Here is an 18,612-nt window from a genome sequence, read left to right on the forward strand (position 1 = left end):
CCGGCAGGCCGCAGCGGTGCCTTGCCGGTCAGCCGGGACAGCGCCCCACGGCCTGACGCACGTCCGCCTGGAACGGCGCATCCTCGTCGGCGCTCTGCGAGCCCGTCGCGTCGCGCAGCGCGTCGCACAGCGTGGTGGCGCCGGCGGCCGGCCCTGCCCGCAGTTGCAGCAACGCAAGCCGCGCACGTTCCGGATTGCGCCATGGGTCCGCGTCCTGCAGGCGGGCCGCGGCTTCGGAAATGGCGGTCGATGCGTCGCCGGATTCGCCCTGCGCGAGCAGGACGCGCGCACGCACGGTCCACAAGGCGGCCTCGCTGCGCGGCGTGAGGTCGCCTTGCGACGCTGCGGCGAAGGCCGCATCGATGTCGCGCCGGGCCGCTGCCGGATCCTGCCGCGCCAGATGCAGCTTGGCGCGCACGGACAGGCCGAGCGGATGGAAATCCGCATCGTGCGCGGCCAGCCGCGGCAGCAGGTCGTCGAGCCGTTGCCCCGCCTGCGCGAGTTGCCCGGACTCCACCAGCGCATCGGCCTGCCGCGTGCGGGCGGACAGCACGTAGGCGTGGTCGGCGTCGGCGTGGATGCGGTGCCAGGCGGAGGCGACTTCGTCGAACCCTTCCGCGGCACGCCTCCAGTCTCCCGCGCGATACCAGTTGAATGCACGGTTGTTGCGCGCCGCCAGCATGAACTGCCGGTCGGGCGCGTTGTGTTCCGTCCCGTGCCGGATCGCCTCGTCGTACGCCACTTCGGCCTCGCGGAAGCGATCGTCCTCTTCGAGCAGCGAGGCCAGTTCCAGTCCGGCGAAGGCGAGCCGGCGCTGGTCGCCAGTGGCCGCGGCCGCTGCCAGCAGCTGGCGATACGTGGCTTCCGCCTCGCGCACCATGCCGTTCTCCTGCTGCAGCATGGCCATGTATTTCAGCGCATTGCGGGTCACCGGGTGCGTGTCGCCGTAGAAGCCGCGCACCGATTCGAACATCGGCGTGCCTTCCGCGAGCGCCTGTGGCGGCGCGGTCACGCTGGTGGTGGCCAGCAGGATCAGCCGTGACAGGTCGGCGTGCGCGGTCACGCGGGAGTCCGCGGGCATGTGCGCGTGCGCCAGCCGCGAGGCGGTGCGCGCCGACTCGAGCGCCTCCTGCTCGCGGCCCTGGCTCAGGCGCTGGTAGGCGCGCACCTGCCAGGCGTCGGTGAGGATCGGGATGTGTTCGGCCCGGTCCGGGGACAGCGTGTCGATCGCGCCATCGAGCAGCGCATCGGTTTCCACCGCCTGCCCGGCGGCCAGCGTTTCCTGCGACAGGCGCACGTCGATCAGCTTGCGCGCCCACGGCGCCGCGCCCGGATCCGCGGCGAGTGTCTTGCGCACGTCGCGCAGCAACCGCTCCGCGGATGCGCGCTCACCCGAATCGGACATGGTGGAGGCGAGCAGGTCGGCGATCTGCGCCAGCAGGTCCGGCTGCCCGGAGAAGCGCTCGACCAGGTCCGTGGCCGCATGGCTGAACACGCGTTCCAGGTCGCCGCCGAACGCCGCGTTCGTCGGATTGGCATCGGCCAGCAGCTGCAGCGCGAAATCGCGCACCCGCAGGGCCTGTTCGGCCTGGCGTTCGGCCTCCGCCGCGTGCTGGCGAACACGGGCGGACTGGTGCAGCACGCTCGCGATCCCCAGCACCACCACGATCGCGGTGATCGCCGCCAGGCTCGCGATCCCGCGGTTGCGCTGCACGAACTTGCGGGTGCGATAGCCGATGGTGTCGCCCGTGACCGACACCGGGCGGCCGTCGAGGAAGCGCTGCAGGTCGTCGGCGAAGGCGCGCACGCTGGCGTAGCGGCGCTGCGGTTCCTTGGCCAGCGCGGTCTGCAGGATGCGGCCGAGGTCGCCGCGGACGAAGCGCCGGAACGCCCGCGTGTCGGTGCGGCGTTCGCGCAGGCGGGTGGCGACCTCGTCGTCGCTGCCGGTGGTGATTGCCTGCTCCAGCCGGGGCGGCTGCTGGGTGGAAATGGCCTCGGCCGCCGCGCGCAGGTCGTCGGCGGGGAAGGTGAAGGGCAGGCGGCCGGCCAGCAGCCGGTACAGCACCACGCCTAGCGCATGCACGTCGGTGGCGGCGCTGATCGCACCGCCGCTGATCTGCTCGGGCGCCGCGTACTCGGGCGTGAACCCGGCGAACATGCCGGTGCGTGTGGAGCCCGCATCCTCGTCCATGCGCTTGGCGACGCCGAAATCGAGCACCTTCGCGCGGCCGTCGTTGTCGACCAGGATGTTGGCCGGCTTGAGGTCGCGATGCACCACGAAATGCTCGTGCGCGTGCTGCACCGCCTCGCAGACCTGCGCGAACAGGGCCACGCGTTCGCGCAGCGGCAGCCGCCGCGCATCGGCCCAGGCATCGAGCGGGCTGCCGTCGACGTACTCGAGCGCGAACCAGGGGCGGCCGTCGCCGTCGATGCCGTTGTCGAGCAGCCGCGGGATGTTGGGGTGCGAGAGCACCGCCAGGATCCGCCGCTCCTGCAGGAAGCGCTGGGCCTGGGTGCTGCCGTCCCAGCGCCGGCGCAGGCGCTTGATCGCCGCGCGCTGGGCGGTGTCGTCGTCGCGGTGCGCGGCGTGCACGGTGCCCATCGCGCCACGGCCGAGTTCGCGGTCGACGCGCCAGCGGCCGAGACGGTGGGCGGGCGCATCGTCGGCGCCGTCGTGCTCCCCGGCGTCCTGCGTGGGGTGGCTGATGATCCCGCGCGCGCCGGCATCGAACGCGCTGTCGGCGGCGTCGGCCTCGAGCATGCGTAGCAGTTCGGCGCGCAGCGATAGGTCGTCGGCGCATTCGGCCTCGAGCAGGGCGTCGCGCTGTGCCGGGTCCAGGTCGATCGCGTGGTCGAACAGCTGCGACAGCCGCAGCCATCGCGACCGCCCGGAGGTCACGCGGCCTCGCCCAGGTGCGAGAGCAGGAAGGCGCGCGCCTTGCGCCAGTCGCGGTGCACGGTGCGCGAGGTGACACCCAGGTGGCGGGCGATCTCCTCGAATTCCATGCCGGCGTAGAAGCGGAACTCGATCACGGTGGCCAGCCGCGGGTCGAGCGTTTCCAGCGCGCGCAGGCCGCGTTCGATGTCCAGCACGTCCAGCCCGGGCTGCGCGCCGTCCTGCGGCAGGTCGGTGGACAGCGTGACCCGGGCGACATCGCCGCCGCGCTTGCGGGTGCCGCGCGCACGGACGTGGTCGACCAGCACGCAACGGATCACCTTGGCGGCCAGCGCGAGGAACGGGCCGCGCTGGCTGACGTCGAGTGCGCTCCCGTCGAGCTTGAGGTAGGCCTCGTGCACCAGCACGGTGGTGTCGAGCGTGCCGCGCGCCACGCCCCGCAGTTCTCGCCGGGCGATCGCGCGCAACTGCGTGTAGAGCTCCTCGAAGCGGGCGCGGTAGGCGGCGTCCTTCCAGTCGGCGTCCGGGACGATCTCGGTGGCGACGGAATCCTCGGGGGCCATGCGCGGAACCGTTGGGGTGGCGGAGCCAGCTTACCCCAGCGTTCCGGCGTCGCCGCGACCGGCGCGGGCGCCGTGCATGAACCGCAGCCGCGTCCTGTCGGTTCCGCCCCCCGCGCTTTTCCCGCACAATTCCGCGATCGAGCCCGCGGACGGACATGCACGCCTACGTTTACAAGAGCCAGCGCAAGGCGGAGACGTACGTGTACCTGGCGGCGCGCGACGCGTTCGACCGCTTGCCCGAACCGCTGCGCACGCAGCTCGGTCCGCTCGAGTTCGTGCTCGACGTGGCCCTGACCCCGGGGCGCAGGCTGGCGCGCGAGGATGCCGGGGACGTGCGCGCGAACCTCGCCGCGCGCGGGTTCCACCTGCAGTTCCCGCCGGGCCGGGTCGCCGATCCGATGCACGAGGACTGGGGCACCGATGCCTGATGCACCGGCAAGCCGCCGACAGGCGCTCGCCGCCGCCGCGGCCGCTGTCGCGCTGACGCTGGCCGCGGGCCTGGGCGGCGTGGTGGCGATCGCGGCCGGCGTGCTGGCCCAGCCGGCGCTGGCGCTTGCCGTGCGCGGCTGGCGCCTGCGCCGCGACGCCGATCGCGCCACGCTGGGTCGCGATGCGCGTGCACTGCTGGCGCTGTGGGCGATCGCGGTCGGGCTCGCAGGCCTGCTGGTGGCCTGGCCGCTGTCGGCGCTGCTGGCCGGCGCCGGACTCGGCCCGGTACTCGCGCTCAGCGCCGCGGCGGGGCTGTGCGTGCTCGCGCTGTGGCGCAGCTGGCCGCTGTGGCACGCCGTCGAACGCGATGGCGGCCCGCTGGCGCGACAGTGGGAGGCGCTGGGCGAGCGCGATGCCTCCGGCTGGCACGGCCTGGCCGCGGCCGCGTGCGTGGCCGTGATCGTGGGCACGCTGGTCCTGCTCGCCTGGCCGGCCCTGGTGCCTGCGCCGGTCCGCTGGGGCCTGGCGGGCGGCTGCGTGCTGGCCTGGCCGCTGCTGCACGCGCTGCTGCAGCGGCTGCCCGCGCCGCCCGTGCTCGCGCTGCCGGTGGTGGACATGGGCGGCGAGCCTTCGCGGATGGCGCCGCCCATCCCCGAGGGCGACCTCGACCGCGCCCTGTATGCCGCCGCGCGCGGCGGCCGCGTCGAGCAGGCGCTTGCGCTGCTCGATGCCGGCGCCGATGCCCACGCGCGGCCGCTGGACGACGATCGCGACCAGCGCCCGCTGCCGGTGCTGGCCGCGGTGTTGCCGGACCTGCGCCTTCTGCGCGCGCTGATCGCCGCCGGGGTCGACGTCAATGCCGCCCACGCCGGCCTGACCCCGCTGCTGGCCGCCACCCGGGACAGCTGGCACGGGCGGCCCGAGGCGGTGATGACCCTGCTGGCCAACGGCGCCGATCCGCGCGCCGCCGACCGCGACGGCAACACCCCGCTGCACCATGCCGCGCGCAGCTCCGATCCTGGCGTGGCCGCGCTGCTGCGCGACGCGTCGGCCGAACTCGACGCCCCCAACGCCGACGGCCTGACCCCGCTCGGCGTCGCCTGCGCTGCCGGCAACTGGCGGCTGGCGCGCTTCCTCCTGGAGCGCGGCGCGCGCCCCGGGGTGGAATCGGGCACGCCCGCGCTGGTGGCCGCGGCCGCCGGCGACGAGGACGATCCGGCCGGCGTGCAGTTGCTACTGCGACACAAGGCGAAAGTGGACGCATGCGACCGCGATGGCCGCACCGCCCTGCACGTGGCCGCCTTCCAGGGCCATCAGGACATCACCGCGACGCTGCTCGACGCCGGCGCCGATGTCCATGCACGCGACGCCCACGGCGCCACGCCGCTGCTCGAGGCCGCACGCGGCGCACGCACGGCCACCTTCGAAGCGCTGCTCGCCGCAAAAGCCGATCCGCGCACCGTCGACGGCGGGGGACGCCACGCCTTGCTGCTGGCCTGCCTGGCCGAGGCACCCTCTTCGGCACTGGTCGCGCGCCTGCTCGAACTCGGACTCGATCCGCAGGCCGTCGATGGTGCAGGGCGCAAAGCGGTGGACGCGGCCGCTGCGGCCGGACGCTGGCGCCTGGTGGCCCTGCTCGACCCCGCCTATGCGCTGCCGCCCAGCGTCCAGGGCGAGGGCGACGAGGGCAGGCCGGAAGACCGCGCGCCGCTGACGCTGCTGCGCGAGGGCCTGGATGCCGGCCGGTTCGACGATCTCGAGCGCGTCGCGGCGCTGGTCACGCCGGCCGACCTCGGCTCGCTGCTGCTGGAGGAGGGGCCTGCGTCCATCGCGCGGATCGACTGGTTGGTGGCGCAGGGTGCCGACCTCGAATCCCGCGACGCGGATGGCGAGACGGCCCTGTTCCGGCTGCTCGCGCGCGGCTCCGGCGCGGTCTCCGCGCTGCAGGCGCTGCTGCGCCACGGTGCCTCGCCGGCGGGCAGCGGCGGGCTGGCGCGTTTCCTGGCCGCCTGCGTCGCCGGCGACCAGGCCGGGCGCGCGCTCGAGCAGTGCGCGCTGGACCTGCTCGAGGCCGGTGCCGACCCGTTCGCGCCTTCGCCTGCGGGCGACCCCCCGCTGTCGCTCGCCGTGCACCTGGGCTGGGACCGGCTGATCCAGCGCCTGCTCGCGATCGGGGTCGATGCCGATGCACGCGACGCCCGTGGCATGACCGCACTGCATCTGGCCGCCGCCTTGGCGCGAGAGGACGTGCTCAAGACCCTCGTGCGCCACGGCGCGACCATCGACATGCGCGCCCAGGACGGCCAGACCCCGCTCGGGGTGGCGCTCGCCAGCGGCCGGCGCGACCTGGCCGACTGGCTCGACTGGCGCGGCTGGACCCTGCCGCGACGCGCACTGCAGCCGTCGGACCTGCCGGCCGCCGCGATGACCGGCGACGCCGATGCCGTGCGTCGCCTGATCGACCTCGGGCTGCCGGTCGAAGCGGTCGACGGCCAGGGGTGCACCGCGCTGCTGCGCGCCTGCGGCGGCGGCCACCCGGCGGTGGTCGATCTGCTGCTGGCGCGCGGCGCGCAGCCGCAGCACGTGGCCCACACCGGCGCCACGCCGCTGTCGGCAGCGGTCAGCGTGCGCCAGATCGAGATCGTCGACCGGCTGCTCGCCGCCGGCGCGCAGCTCGAACAGCGGCTGCCCGGCGAGGTCACGGTGCTGATGCTGGCGGCGGCACTCGGCCTGCCCGAGCTGTGCGCGCGGCTGATGACCGCTGGCGCCAACGTGCACGCCACCGATGCCCAGGGACTGACGCCGCTGCACTGCGCTGCGCTGTACGGATTCACCGCGCGCGACCGCACCCGCCTGGTGGCGCTGTTCGACACCCTGTTGCTGGCCGGCGCCGAGGTCGACGCGCCGGCCGCCGGCGGCGTCACCCCGCTGCTGCTGCTGGTCGGTGCGCGCGCCGAGCCCGGCACGGCCTGCGACGAGGACGTGCTGCTGGCGGTGATCGAGCACCTGCTCGACGAGGGGGCGAGCCTGGAGGCGCGCGATCCTCGCGGCTTCGGCCCGCTGCACCTGGCCGCGCTGCATGGCCTGCTGCGGGTGACCCAGCGCCTGCTGCGCGCCGGCGCCGATCCGGAGACGCGCGACGCCCTCAACCGCACCCCGCGCGAGATCGCGGTGATGCGCGGCTTCGTCGACGTTGCCCACGAGTACGTGCCGGTGCAGGCCGGGGTGTCGATGGCGCGCTTCCTGCGCGACCGGAGCTGACCGGATCCCCGGATCGCCTCGGGTCACCCGACCCTTCCGGCGCGAGCCTTGCGCGCCCTGGAGCGCCGGGCCTACAGTCCGCGGGCGGCACCCCGGGCCCGGGTGGCTGCGCCAGGGAGTCGTACCCGTGCCTCGGGCCGGCATGCGACGTGGCTCGACGACGCGTCAGGGAGGGGACATGAAGATTCGACGGCATTCGCGCTGGTGCGTGCTGCTGCTGTGGCTCGCGGCCGGTGCCGCCCAGGCCGCCGGCGTGGCCGAAGCCCGCAAGCAGGTCGAGGCGAGCATGCTGGTGACCGGACGGGTCACCATCACGCGCGAAGGCACGGTCAGCGACTGGACCATCGACCAGCGCGAGAAGCTGCCGGAGGTGGTGGCGAACATGGTCGATGCGGCGGCGCCGGGCTGGCGCTTCGAGCCGATCGAGATCGACGGCGAGCCGGCGCACGGCAGCGCGCGGATGAGCCTGCAGATGATCGCCGAACGGATCGATGACGAGCGCTTCCGGGTCTCGATCCGCAACGGGTATTTCGGGCGCGAGGCGGTGTCCAGGGCACAGCCCCCGGGTCGGCGCGGCAAACGCGAAGATGCGTCCTTCCCGGATGACCGGCTGAGCGGGCTGGAGATGCGCGCGCCCGGCTATCCGGCACTGGCGCTCGAAGCGGGCGTGCAGGGCACCGTGTACGTGATCGTCCGCGTGGACCGCAGCGGACGGGTCCAGGACGCCGCGGTGGAGCAGGTGAACCTGCGGGCGCTGGGCAACGCGCGCGAGATGGCGCGCATGCGGGACCTGCTGGCCAAGCCCGCACTCGCGGCCGCGCGCAGATGGACGTTCCGGACGCCCGTCCGCGGCGAGTGGGTGGACGAGGAGTGGTGGTCGGCGCGGGTGCCGGTCGACTATCTCATCGGCGGCATGCAACCCGGCTACGGCCAGTGGCAGGCCTATGTGCCGGGCCCCCGCAGCCCGGTGCCCTGGCAGATGGAAAGCCTGGAGGGATTCGACGTGGCCCCCGATACGCTGGTGGCCGGCGAGGTGCATCAGGTCGGTACCGGGCTGAAGCTGCTGAGCCCGCTGCAGGGCGGCTGACGCGGCTCACGGGCCGGGCGCGTTCGATCGTCCCAGCGCCTGCAGCCTGCGCGCGCCGCGTTCGGCGATCGCCTGCAGCGCATGTTCGTGCTCGAGCGTGTAGTGGTCGGCATCGGGATGCTCGCTGTCGAGCACGCCGAACAGGACGTCGCCCAGCAGGATCGGCACCGCGAGTTCCGACAGGTTGGACTGGTCGTCGGGGACGTAGCGCGGGTCGAAGCGCGCGTCGCCGGTGCGCTGCGGCAGGCGCAGCCGCGCGCAGCGGCCGACGATGCCCTGGCCGAAGGCGAGCGTGAGGCGGGATTCGAGCACGCGACTGGCCGCGCGCTTGGGGCCCCACGCCGCCTGCTGGGTCAGGCTGTGACCGCCGGGATCGCACAGGTAGACGATCGCGTCCACCAGCTCGAGCTCCTTGCCGGCGAAGCCGCACAGGGTCCAGGCCACCTCCGCCGGAAGCGTCGCGCCCTCGAGCGCGGTGTCGAGCTGCGCGAGGCGATTGCGGGCATTGGCGAGGAAGGCGGCGGCTCGGGACATGGCGATGGCCCCCTGCAAGAGTTCCATGCCGGACGCCAGTCGGCGAACCGGCGTCCGCGAGATGCATGGTGCGACCGGAATGCGGGCATGTCCAATCGGTCCGCGCGCCTCGCAACCGTCGGAGGGAGCGGCCGACGTGTTCTTGTCTCGGATGGGCCCAAGCCTCAACGGATCCGGGATTGCCGCAGATGCGGAGCGGAGGCGGCTGTCGCGAGGGAAAGCGTCGCGCCTGTCCGGCTCGCGAGGCGTGGTGCACGAAGGCCCTTGGATACCAATGTCTCCCGGCACGGACTCCGGCCGGCGTCGCTCCTTGATTTCGTACCCGAAGGTCTTCGCGTCCGGCGTGCCGACATCGATGGCGACCCGCAGCGCGGATCCAGAGCACTTCGCGCCTGCCGCGCATGCACCCGGAAGCCGCGCCCAGCCGTGGCCGGCAGGCCTTTGCGGCAAAATCAAGGAGGAGGCATCCGCCTGCAGGCGGATGCCGGGGGACATTTGCCGCAAAGGCCTGCCGGTCGCGGCTGGACCCGTCAGGTCGCTAGAACACCAGGAAAACGAAGCGACGCGATCCAGCGGAAACTGCTCTCCCTTCGCCTGGACCGGGGCACCGCGACCGGGCCAAGAAGCAGCAAAGGCGCCGGTTGCCCGGCGCCTTTGCTGGTGTCGCGGTGCGTCCTGGCTCAGCGCTTCATCGAAGCGAAGAACTCATCGTTGGACTTGCTGCTCTTCATCCTGTCGAGCAGGAACTCCATCGCGGCGATCTCGTCCATCGGATGCAGCAGCTTGCGCAGGATCCAGATGCGCTGCAGCAGGTCGGGCTCGATCAGCAGGTCCTCGCGGCGGGTGCCGGAGAGGTTGACCGCGATCGCCGGATACACGCGCTTTTCGGCGATGCGGCGGTCCAGGTGCACTTCCGAGTTGCCGGTGCCCTTGAACTCCTCGTAGATCACCTTGTCCATCGCGCTGCCGGTGTCGACCAGGGCGGTGGCGATGATGGTCAGCGAACCGCCTTCCTCGACGTTGCGCGCCGCGCCGAAGAACCGCTTGGGGCGGTGCAGGGCGTTGGCGTCGACGCCGCCGGTGAGCACCTTGCCCGAGGACGGCACCACGTTGTTGTAGGCGCGGGCCAGGCGGGTGATCGAGTCGAGCAGGATCACCACGTCCTTCTTGTGCTCGACCAGGCGCTTGGCGCGCTCGATCACCATCTCGGCGACCTGCACGTGGCGCGCGGCTGGCTCGTCGAAGGTCGAGGACACCACTTCGCCGCGCACGGTGCGCTGCATCTCGGTCACTTCCTCCGGCCGCTCGTCCACCAGCAGCACGATCAGGAACACTTCCGGATGGTTGGTGGTGATCGCGGTGGCGATCTGCTGCATGAGCATGGTCTTGCCGGCCTTGGGCGGCGAGACGATCAGGGCGCGCTGGCCCTTACCCTGCGGCGCCATCAGGTCGAGGATGCGGCCGGCGATGTCCTCCGAGGATCCGTCGCCGCGCTCGAGCTTGAAGCGCCGGCGCGGGAACAGCGGGGTCAGGTTCTCGAACAGCACCTTGCCCTTGCTGGCTTCGGGCGGCTCGCCGTTGATGGTGTCGACCACGTTGAGCGCGAAGTAGCGCTCGCCGTCCTTGGGCCAGCGGATGCGGCCGGACAGGTGGTCGCCGGTGCGCAGGTTGAAGCGCCGGATCTGGCTGGGCGAGATGTAGGTGTCGTCCGGGCCGGCCAGGTAGCTGGCCTCGGCCCCGCGCAGGAAGCCGAAGCCGTCGGGCAGGATCTCCAGCACGCCGTCTGCCTGCACGCCCTCGTGGGTGCGGGTGAGCACCTTGAGCAGGGCGAAGATCACGTCCTGCTTTCGTGCGCGGGCGACGCCCTCGTGGATGTTGAGCTGCTCGGCGATGTCGAACAGCTTGTGCGCCGGCATCCGCTTCAGGTCGCCCAGCGAGTACTGCGGGAAGCCCTCGGGGATGTTCGGCGGCGGCATGCGGCTGGTCTGCTCGCCGTTGCCCGAATCGTCCTGCGGCAGGCCGCCGTCGCGGTAGCGGTCGCGCTGGCGGTCGCGGCGGTTGCGGAAGCGGTCGCGGCGGTTGTTGCCCTGCGCGTTCTGGTTGGCCTGGTTCTGGCTGGCCTGGTTGTTGCGCTGGCCTTCGGACTGCTGTCGCGGCTGGGTCCCGTCGGCCTGCGGCTGCGGCGACTCACCTCCGCCACCGCCACCCGTGGACGGGGCGGACTGGGCCGGCTCCGGCGCCCGCGGCGCGGCTGGCGCGGCGGATTCGGGTGCGGGCGGCCGGGGTTCGGCGGGCCTGGGTTCGGAGGGTGCCGGGGCGGAGTCGAACAGCTTGGGCGCGTCCGCGTCCGCGGGTTTGGCGCTCTTTCGGGGCGCGCGGACGGCAGTCTTGCGCACGCGCTTGGCGGCGGTGCCGCCGTCGTCGGGGGTGTTGTCGGACAAGTGCGAATTCCTCGCTTGCTGCGAGCGCCCTGGAACGGGCGGGGAGGTGTTGACGGGAGTCGTTCAGACGGGGTGCGGCGCCGTGTTCCACGCCGGATGCAGCCAAACTAACACCGCGTGCGGACGACGGCAAGCGGGCGGGGCGGGCCGTTCAGGCCGGTGCCCGGGCCGCCCGGTCGGGCGTCGCGGGGATTGCGGACGGGTCGGTGCCGCGCAGTCGACGCGGCACCGGGGAATGCAGGGACGCGGCGCTCAGAGCGCCTTGTCGATCATCTGCGCCAGCTGCGCCTTGCCGACGGCGCCGATCTGGGTCGCCTGGACCTGGCCGTCCTTGAACAGCAGCAGCATCGGGATCGAACGCACGTGGTACTTCAGCGCGGTGGCGCGGTTCTCGTCGACGTTGACCTTGGCGACCTTCACCTTGCCGGCATAGTCCTCCGCCAGTTCGTCCAGCGCGGGGGCGATCATCTTGCACGGCCCGCACCACGGCGCCCAGAAGTCGACCAGCACCGGCTCGCCGGACTGCAGCACGGTGGCATCGAAATCGGCATCGCTGGCGTGGAAGACGTGTTCGCTCACGGAGGGCTCCTGGAAGGGGGTCGATGGCCGGCCAGGACGGCCGCACCGGGATGGATGGTAAACTTGGGTGATTCGCGGCCCGATTCAAGGGCCGCCCGTGACGGGCATCCCCGGGCGACCCCATGCGCCCATGGTCCGCGAGCCCGGGGTCCGCGCCAACCGGCGCCCTCCCCGTTCCAAGGCAGTCTGCGATGCAGGCGCCGCCCACGCAAGCTCCAGGGCGTGTCATGCCGCTTGAAGGACTTCCCTGCCCGTTTGGGTCGCCGCACCGCGGCGATACGCGCCCTGCAGCGCGGCGACCCAAGCGGACCGGGAGTCGCTTCCGGACGGTTCGCGACGCACTGGGGCCGCACACAAGAAGCCCTACATGAGCGACAAGCCACTTACCGACATCACCTTCTCCAGCTTCGAACTGCACCCGGCGCTGCTGGCCGGACTCGAGGCCGCCGGGTTCACCCGGTGCACCCCGATCCAGGCGCTGACCCTGCCCATCACCCTGTCCGGGCGCGATGTGGCCGGACAGGCGCAGACCGGCACCGGCAAGACCCTGGCCTTCCTGGTCACGGTCATCAACCGGCTGCTGTCGAAGCCGGCATTGGCCGAGCGCAAGCCCGAGGATCCGCGCGCGCTGATCCTGGCGCCGACCCGCGAACTGGCGATCCAGATCCACAAGGACGCGATGAAACTCGCGCCCGAGCTGGGCCTGAAGTTCGCCCTGGTCTACGGCGGCGTCGACTACGACAAGCAGCGCTCGCTGCTGCAGGCCGGCGCGGACGTGATCATCGCCACCCCCGGCCGCCTGATCGACTACGTCAAGCAGCACAAGGTCGTGTCCCTGCACGCCTGCGAGGTGTGCGTGCTGGACGAGGCCGACCGGATGTTCGACCTGGGCTTCATCAAGGACATCCGCTTCCTGCTGCGGCGCATGCCGATCCGCACCGAGCGCCAGACGCTGCTGTTCTCGGCCACCCTCAGCCATCGCGTGCTGGAACTGGCCTACGAGCACATGAACGAGCCGGAGAAGATCGTCGTCGAGACCGAGTTCATCACCGCAGCCAAAGTGCGGCAGAAGCTCTACTACCCCTCCGACGAGGAGAAGCTGCCGCTGCTGCTGGGCCTGCTCTCGCGCAGCGAGGGCGCGCGCACCATGGTGTTCGTCAACACCAAGGCTTTCGTCGAGCGCGTCGCGCGTTCGCTCGAGCGCGCCGGCTACCGCGTCGGCGTGTTGTCGGGCGACGTGCCTCAGAAGAAGCGCGAGTCGCTGCTGAAGAAGTTCCAGGCCGGCCAGCTCGAGATCCTGGTGGCCACCGACGTGGCCGCGCGGGGCCTGCACATCGACGGCGTCAGCCATGTCTACAACTACGACCTGCCGTTCGATGCCGAGGATTACGTCCACCGCATCGGCCGCACCGCGCGCCTGGGCGCCGAGGGCGACGCGATCAGCTTCGCCTGCGAGCGCTACGCGATGGGCCTGCCGGACATCGAGGCCTACATCGAACAGAAGATTCCGTCCGAGCCGGTGACCGCGGAACTGCTGGTGCCGGTGCCGCGCAAGGCGCGGCCGGACGCGGTGGTGGACACGGGCGACAACGAGGACGGCGACAGCATCGGCGAGATCTACCGCGAGGTGCGCGAGGCCAAGGCGGCCGAGGACGCCAAGCGCGGTGGTGGCCGCGGCGGGCGTCCGGGTCCGGGGGCAGGACGCACCGGCCCCCGCTCCGACGCGGGATCCGGTTCCGGCGAGCGCCCGCGGCGCGCGCGCAAGCCGCGCGTGCATGCGGACGGCGAGGGCCCGGCCGCGGCTGCCGTCACGGCCGAGGCGGCGCCTGCCGAGGCGGCGCCCTCGCAGGTGATCGACGCGGCCGGTGCGGTCGCGGCGGCGATGCCGGACGAATCGCGGCCGCCGCGCAAGCGTCGCCGCCGGCGTCGCGGCCAGCGCGTCGAGGGTGCTGCGGACACCGGCCAGGACTCCGCCCAGCAGACCGGCGGGCAGGGAGCCCGCGCCACGGCGACGCGCGAACCGCGCAAGGCGTCGGCCCCACGTTCTCAGCGCGCGCCCCGCGACGGCGCCCCGGCATCGGCGTCTACCGGCGGGTCGAGCGAACCTTCGCTGCTGTCGCGCCTGGGTGCCCGGCTGCGCAAACTGGTGACGCGCGCGCCGCACAGCCAGCACTGAGCGCGACGCGCCACGCCGGAGTGCCCAGCCCCGACGTGGCGCGCATCGCGTCGGCGACGCCGTCGCCGTCGCCATGTCTTGACGGCGTCCGCAAAGCCGGCACGGCATGCGCTTGGGTCGAGACGAGTTCTGCGATACTCCGCGCCATGACCGTTCTGCGCTTCGACAGCGTCAGCAAGCAGTACGCCGGCGGGCGCGTCGCGCTGTCCGAGGTGAGCTTCGGCGTGGCCGCCGGCGAGATGCTGTTCCTCACCGGCCACTCCGGCGCCGGCAAGAGCACCCTGCTCAAGTTGATCCACCTGGCCGAGCGGCCGAGCCGTGGCGCGGTGGTGTTCAACGAGCGCAACCTGCTCAAGGTGCGCGGGCGGCGGGTCGCGCTGCACCGGCGCGAGGTGGGCGTGGTGTTCCAGGACCATCGCCTGCTCACCGACCGCAGTGTGTTCGACAACGTCGCGCTGCCGCTGATCCTGCGCGGCCAGCGCCGCGGCGAGATCGGCAAGCGGGTGCGCAGCGCGCTCGAACGGCTCGGCCTGGGCGACCGCGAGCAGGCGCTGCCGACGCAACTGTCGGCGGGCGAACAGCAGCGCGTGGGCATCGCCCGCGCGATGGTCGGCGAACCGCGGCTGCTGGTGGCCGACGAGCCCACCGGCAACCTCGACCCGACCCTGTCGGCGGAGATCATGGCGCTGTTCGCCTCGCTTCCCGAGCGCGGCACCAGCGTGCTGATCGCCAGCCACGACCTCGGCCTGGTCAAGCGCATGCGCAAGCGCGTGCTGGTGCTCGACCACGGCGCCCTGGTGGACGACATCGCGCCGGAGGACCTGGCCGGTGAATGAGCCTCGCGCGGCGGCGCCCGCCGCACGTCCTTCCGCGGTCGGCACCTGGATCGACCACCATCTCTACAGCCTGGTCGCCAGCCTCGGCCGCGTGTTCCGCAAGCCGTGGGCGGCGCTGCTGACGATCGCGGTCATGGCGATGGCGCTCGCGCTGCCGCTGGGCCTGTGGCTGGTGCTGGGCAACCTCGAGCGGCTGGCCGGCAACATCGAGCGTTCGCGCGAGATCAGCGTCTTCCTGCGCCAGGACGTGGACTCCGCGCGCGCCAGGCAACTGGCCGACGAACTGCGGGCGCGCGGCAACGTGGCCGATGTCACCCACATCCCGCCCGAGCAGGGGCTGGCGTCGCTACGCGAGGACGACACGCTGGCCGGGATCATCGACGCGGTCGGCGACGAGAACCCGCTGCCGCACGCCCTGCTGGTGCTGCCCGCCGGTGACGAACTGATGGTGGCCGAGTCGCTGCGGCAGCTGCCCGAGGCGGAACTCGTGCAGCACGATGCGCAGTGGCGCCAGCGCCTGGACACCTGGCTGCGTTTCGGCGGCCGCGTGGCCTGGGTGCTCGCCGCCCTGTTCGGGCTGGGCGCGCTGCTGGTGGTGGGCAACACGGTGCGCCTGGACATCCAGTCGCGGCGTGAGGAGATCGGCGTGCTGCAGCTGCTGGGCGCGACCGACGGCTTCATCCGGCGGCCCTTCCTCTACCTCGGCGCGTGGTACGGCCTGGCCGCGGGCGCGATGGCGGTGGCACTGCTCGCCGCCGCCGCGGGCGCGCTGCGCGGTCCGCTGGCGGAACTGGCCGCCAGCTACGGCAGCCGGTTCGCGCTGGGCGGCATCGACGGGCCGTGGACGCTCGCCGTGCTCGGCGGCGCCACCGCGCTCGGCTGGCTCGGCGCCAATCTGGTAACCGGGCACTTCCTGCGCCAGACGCGCCCCACGGAGACCTGAGCCGACATGATGTCGCACGATCTGCGCCACCTGGACACCGAGACCCCGTGCGTGCTGGTGGTCGACGGCTCGAAGCTCGTGCGCAAGCTGATCCTGGCGGTGCTGCAGAAGGAACTGCCGGGCGTGCGCGTGGCCGAGGGCGGCAGCCTGGCCGAGGCGCGCGCGGTGCTGGGCGCCGAGCCGGTGGACCTGGTGACCACCGCGCTGGTGCTGCCCGACGGCGACGGGCTGCAGGTCGCGCGCGCGGTGCGCGAGGCCGGCGGCCAGCGCTACGTACCGGTGATCGTGATCTCCGGCGACGTGCAGTCGCACCTGGAGGATCGCCGCTTCACCGAAGACGTCACCGATTACTTCGACAAGGGCCTGGGCCACAACGCGCTGGCCGCGTTCATCCGTGGCTACGTGCAGCCGCAGCCGATCGCCGACGCGCACGTGCTGTACATCGAGGACAGCCGCACGGTGGCGGTGGCGATCCGGCGCATGCTCGAGGCGCACCAGATGCGCGTCACCCACGTCACCAATGCCGAGGATGCGATCGCCTACCTCGAGGCCTATGCCGGCACCGATGCCGCCCCCGGCGCCGACCTGGTGCTCACCGACCTGTACCTGAAAGGCGAGCTCGACGGCCGCGACGTGCTCGACAAGGTCCGCAACGGCCTGGGCTACGGCAAGCGCCGGCTGCCGGTGCTGGTGATGACCGGAGACGACAACCGCGACAACCAGGCCGCGCTGCTGCGCCAAGGCGCCAACGACCTGGTGCTCAAGCCGATCGAGGAACGCCTGCTCGCGACCAAGGCGCTGTTCCAGCTGCGGCTGTCGCGGCTGCCGGACCACCCGCTGCAGGCATGAACGCACCGGACGTGCGGCTCGAGCCATCGTGGAAGGCGCGCGTGGGCGACTGGTTCGCGCGCGACGACATGCGCGCGCTGTCGGGCTTCCTGCGTGAGCGCCGCGCGGCCGGCGCGCGCATCTATCCGCCGGGCCCCGAGATCTTCGCCGCGTTCGAGGCGACGCCGTTCGACACGGTGAAGGTGGTGGTCCTCGGCCAGGATCCCTACCACGGGCCGGGCCAGGCGCATGGCCTGTGTTTTTCGGTGCGTCCGGACGTGCCGGTGCCGCCGTCGCTGGAGAACATGTACAAGGAACTGCAGCGCGATCTGGGGCTCGCGCGTCCCGACCATGGCTGGCTGATGCCCTGGGCGCGACAGGGCGTGCTGCTGCTCAATGCGGTGCTCACCGTGGAGGAGGGGCGGGCGGGCGCGCACCAGGGCCGCGGCTGGGAGGGCTTCACCGACCACGTGGTCGACGTGCTCAACCGGGAGCGCGAGGGCCTGGTGTTCCTGCTGTGGGGCGCGTACGCGCAGAAGAAGGGCTCGATCGTCGATCCGCGCCGGCACCGCGTGCTGCGCACGACGCATCCCTCGCCGCTGTCCGCGCATCGCGGCTTCCTCGGTTGCGGGCACTTCTCCGCCGCCAACGATTACCTGATGCGGCACGGGCAGGCGCCGATCGACTGGTCGCTGCCGCCGCGCGCGCAGATCGAGGCGTGAGATGCAGGCGCGCGACGCCGTCGCGTCCGGACCCCGAGGCCTCGACCTGGCGCGCGACGCGCGGGACTCGCACCGGGGTCGTGCGTCTGGCCGCCGCTGAAGGCCGCCACGCCGCGACAGCCATGAGATCCCCTGTGCGGCGGCGCTCCGTGTTCCATTGACTCACGCGGGCGCGGCGCGCATCCACGCGCCATGCATCGCCCGTGCTCAGAACCAGAGCTTGATCCCGGCGATCCAGCGCGTCTCGCGCGTCGCCTCGCCGTCCGCCGCGTGCAGGTCGGCGGTGCGTCCGAACGCCCGTTCGTGCACGACGCCCAGATACGGCGCGAACCGACGCGTGACTTCGTAGCGCAAGCGCAGCCCGGCCTCGACCTCGGACAGCCCGTGGCCGATGCCGCGGCGCGGGTCGTCTTTCGAGTTCAGTTCGACCTCGACCATGGGCTGCAGCACCAGGCGATTGGTGAAACGCAGGTCGTATTCCGCCTCCAGCTCCGCCGCCAGCCCGCCGCCTTCGCCGGCATAGGCGATGGCGGACACCTCGAACATGTATGGCGCGATGCCCTGCACGCCGACGCCCAGGCGCGTCCGCGACGGCGCATCGCCCCAGTCGCGTCGCAGGCCGCCCACCACGTCCCACCAGCGGGCGACCGCGCGCGAGTAACGCAGTTCGACCTGCGCCGATTCGAGGTGGCCGCCCGTGCGTTCGCCGCTGCTGCGCAGCCAGGCGCGGTGGATGTCGCCGCCCCAGGAGGCCTTGCCTTCCCAGGACTGTCCGCGGGTGTCGCCGTCGTCCCAGGCTTCCAGGTGGTCGATGTCGAGCCGGCGCCAGGTCGTCGCGCCGTGCGCCATGTGTGGATGCGAGAGCGCGGGGAACGCGGCGGCGCGGTCGGCGTCGGTAAGCGTCGGGATCGGCTCGCGCGGCACGGCGGCGATCGTGGGCGTGCAGTGGCCCATCGCCGCGTGTTCCGGCGGACAGGCGTCCACCGGGACCGGTTCCCGCACGCCGTCGCCTTGGTGCGGATGCGTCACTGCACCGGCGTGTGCGTCGTCGCGTGCCGGACGTTCCTGCGTGCAGTGGCCCATGGCCGCATGCCGGGGCGTGCAGCGGGTATCCGGCTGTGGCGGCTGGGCGACAGCGGCGCCGTGTCCGCGATGCGGATCGCTGCCAGCGGGAGCCTGCGCGTCGACGTCTGCGGACTGCCCTGGCGTGCAGTGGCCCATGGCCGCATGCGCGGGTGTGCAGCCTTGCATCGGCGCGTCATGGATTGGCCCGCCGTGTCCGGCGTGACCGGCCTCCGCGGCGGGCGGGGCACCTGA

Annotated in this window: 14 protein-coding genes; 8 read left to right on the forward strand and 6 right to left on the reverse strand. The window is 72.6% G+C overall.

All coding sequences use genetic code 11. The features are described from left to right. Positions 1-28 precede the first annotated feature (28 nt). Positions 29-2,899 carry a serine/threonine-protein kinase gene (locus tag QFW81_RS14790; protein ID WP_280579837.1) on the reverse strand — a complete coding sequence of 957 codons (2,871 nt, stop codon included), beginning with the start codon at positions 2,897-2,899 and terminating at the stop codon, positions 29-31. Continuing rightward, positions 2,896-3,459: an ECF-type sigma factor gene (locus tag QFW81_RS14795; protein WP_280579839.1), complete on the reverse strand. Its 564-nt coding sequence runs from the start codon at positions 3,457-3,459 to the stop codon at positions 2,896-2,898. Before QFW81_RS14795 ends, QFW81_RS14790 begins: the two co-directional genes overlap by 4 nt. 155 nt (positions 3,460-3,614) lie before the next feature. Between QFW81_RS14795 and QFW81_RS14800 the strand changes: the two genes are divergently transcribed. The 3 genes from QFW81_RS14800 to QFW81_RS14810 all read left to right on the forward strand — a co-directional run bounded on the left by QFW81_RS14800 (position 3,615) and on the right by QFW81_RS14810 (position 8,236). Then, positions 3,615-3,887 carry a YcgL domain-containing protein gene (locus tag QFW81_RS14800; RefSeq protein ID WP_280579841.1) on the forward strand — a complete coding sequence of 91 codons (273 nt, stop codon included), beginning with the start codon at positions 3,615-3,617 and terminating at the stop codon, positions 3,885-3,887. Then, positions 3,880-7,149: an ankyrin repeat domain-containing protein gene (locus QFW81_RS14805; protein ID WP_280579842.1), complete on the forward strand. Its 3,270-nt coding sequence runs from the start codon at positions 3,880-3,882 to the stop codon at positions 7,147-7,149. Before QFW81_RS14800 ends, QFW81_RS14805 begins: the two co-directional genes overlap by 8 nt. Before the next feature lie 178 nt (positions 7,150-7,327). Next, positions 7,328-8,236 (forward strand): energy transducer TonB, encoded by a 909-nt coding sequence (locus QFW81_RS14810; RefSeq protein WP_280579843.1) that lies wholly within the window; start codon positions 7,328-7,330, stop codon positions 8,234-8,236. Positions 8,237-8,242: 6 nt separating this feature from the next. Here QFW81_RS14810 and QFW81_RS14815 read toward each other — a convergent pair whose 3' ends face one another. The 3 genes from QFW81_RS14815 to trxA all read right to left on the reverse strand — a co-directional run bounded on the left by QFW81_RS14815 (position 8,243) and on the right by trxA (position 11,790). After that, entirely contained in the window at positions 8,243-8,770 is a 528-nt protein-coding gene (locus QFW81_RS14815) for a GAF domain-containing protein (RefSeq protein ID WP_280579845.1), read from the reverse strand. A gap of 680 nt (positions 8,771-9,450) precedes the next feature. Further along, positions 9,451-11,211 (reverse strand): transcription termination factor Rho, encoded by a 1,761-nt coding sequence (gene rho / locus QFW81_RS14820; RefSeq protein WP_280579847.1) that lies wholly within the window; start codon positions 11,209-11,211, stop codon positions 9,451-9,453. A 252-nt stretch (positions 11,212-11,463) separates the two neighbouring features. Then, positions 11,464-11,790 carry a thioredoxin TrxA gene (gene trxA / locus QFW81_RS14825; protein ID WP_280579849.1) on the reverse strand — a complete coding sequence of 109 codons (327 nt, stop codon included), beginning with the start codon at positions 11,788-11,790 and terminating at the stop codon, positions 11,464-11,466. Positions 11,791-12,157: 367 nt separating this feature from the next. Here trxA and rhlB point away from each other — a divergent pair, with 367 nt between their 5' ends. The 5 genes from rhlB to ung all read left to right on the forward strand — a co-directional run bounded on the left by rhlB (position 12,158) and on the right by ung (position 17,295). Next, positions 12,158-13,966 carry an ATP-dependent RNA helicase RhlB gene (rhlB, locus tag QFW81_RS14830; protein ID WP_280579850.1) on the forward strand — a complete coding sequence of 603 codons (1,809 nt, stop codon included), beginning with the start codon at positions 12,158-12,160 and terminating at the stop codon, positions 13,964-13,966. A gap of 146 nt (positions 13,967-14,112) precedes the next feature. Further along, positions 14,113-14,802 (forward strand): cell division ATP-binding protein FtsE, encoded by a 690-nt coding sequence (ftsE, locus tag QFW81_RS14835; protein WP_280579853.1) that lies wholly within the window; start codon positions 14,113-14,115, stop codon positions 14,800-14,802. Next, complete coding sequence (gene ftsX, locus QFW81_RS14840; RefSeq protein ID WP_280579856.1) at positions 14,795-15,745, forward strand: permease-like cell division protein FtsX; 951 nt, start codon at positions 14,795-14,797, stop codon at positions 15,743-15,745. Before ftsE ends, ftsX begins: the two co-directional genes overlap by 8 nt. Positions 15,746-15,751: 6 nt before the next feature. Further along, entirely contained in the window at positions 15,752-16,594 is an 843-nt protein-coding gene (locus tag QFW81_RS14845) for a response regulator (protein WP_280579859.1), read from the forward strand. Then, positions 16,591-17,295, forward strand: coding sequence for a uracil-DNA glycosylase (gene ung, locus QFW81_RS14850; RefSeq protein WP_280579861.1), 705 nt, complete (start codon positions 16,591-16,593; stop codon positions 17,293-17,295). The genes QFW81_RS14845 and ung overlap by 4 nt, the downstream gene beginning before the upstream one ends. Before the next feature lie 207 nt (positions 17,296-17,502). Here ung and QFW81_RS14855 read toward each other — a convergent pair whose 3' ends face one another. Further along, positions 17,503-18,297 carry a copper resistance protein B gene (locus tag QFW81_RS14855; RefSeq protein ID WP_280579862.1) on the reverse strand — a complete coding sequence of 265 codons (795 nt, stop codon included), beginning with the start codon at positions 18,295-18,297 and terminating at the stop codon, positions 17,503-17,505. Between the last annotated feature and the right edge of the window lie 315 nt (positions 18,298-18,612).

Origin of the sequence: Luteimonas kalidii (assembly GCF_029887935.1) — a bacterium.
Lineage (GTDB): Bacteria > Pseudomonadota > Gammaproteobacteria > Xanthomonadales > Xanthomonadaceae > Luteimonas > Luteimonas kalidii.

Excerpts from the sequence above, each read along its gene's own strand:
- rhlB (WP_280579850.1), top strand. The coding sequence starts at position 12,158 with ATGAGCGACAAGCCACTTACCGACATCACCTTCTCCAGCTTCGAACTG.
- QFW81_RS14815 (WP_280579845.1), bottom strand. The coding sequence starts at position 8,770 with ATGTCCCGAGCCGCCGCCTTCCTCGCCAATGCCCGCAATCGCCTCGCG.
- QFW81_RS14795 (WP_280579839.1), bottom strand. The coding sequence starts at position 3,459 with ATGGCCCCCGAGGATTCCGTCGCCACCGAGATCGTCCCGGACGCCGAC.
- QFW81_RS14810 (WP_280579843.1), top strand. The coding sequence starts at position 7,328 with ATGAAGATTCGACGGCATTCGCGCTGGTGCGTGCTGCTGCTGTGGCTC.
- ftsE (WP_280579853.1), top strand. The coding sequence starts at position 14,113 with ATGACCGTTCTGCGCTTCGACAGCGTCAGCAAGCAGTACGCCGGCGGG.
- QFW81_RS14805 (WP_280579842.1), top strand. The coding sequence starts at position 3,880 with ATGCCTGATGCACCGGCAAGCCGCCGACAGGCGCTCGCCGCCGCCGCG.
- QFW81_RS14845 (WP_280579859.1), top strand. The coding sequence starts at position 15,752 with ATGATGTCGCACGATCTGCGCCACCTGGACACCGAGACCCCGTGCGTG.
- ung (WP_280579861.1), top strand. The coding sequence starts at position 16,591 with ATGAACGCACCGGACGTGCGGCTCGAGCCATCGTGGAAGGCGCGCGTG.
- QFW81_RS14800 (WP_280579841.1), top strand. The coding sequence starts at position 3,615 with ATGCACGCCTACGTTTACAAGAGCCAGCGCAAGGCGGAGACGTACGTG.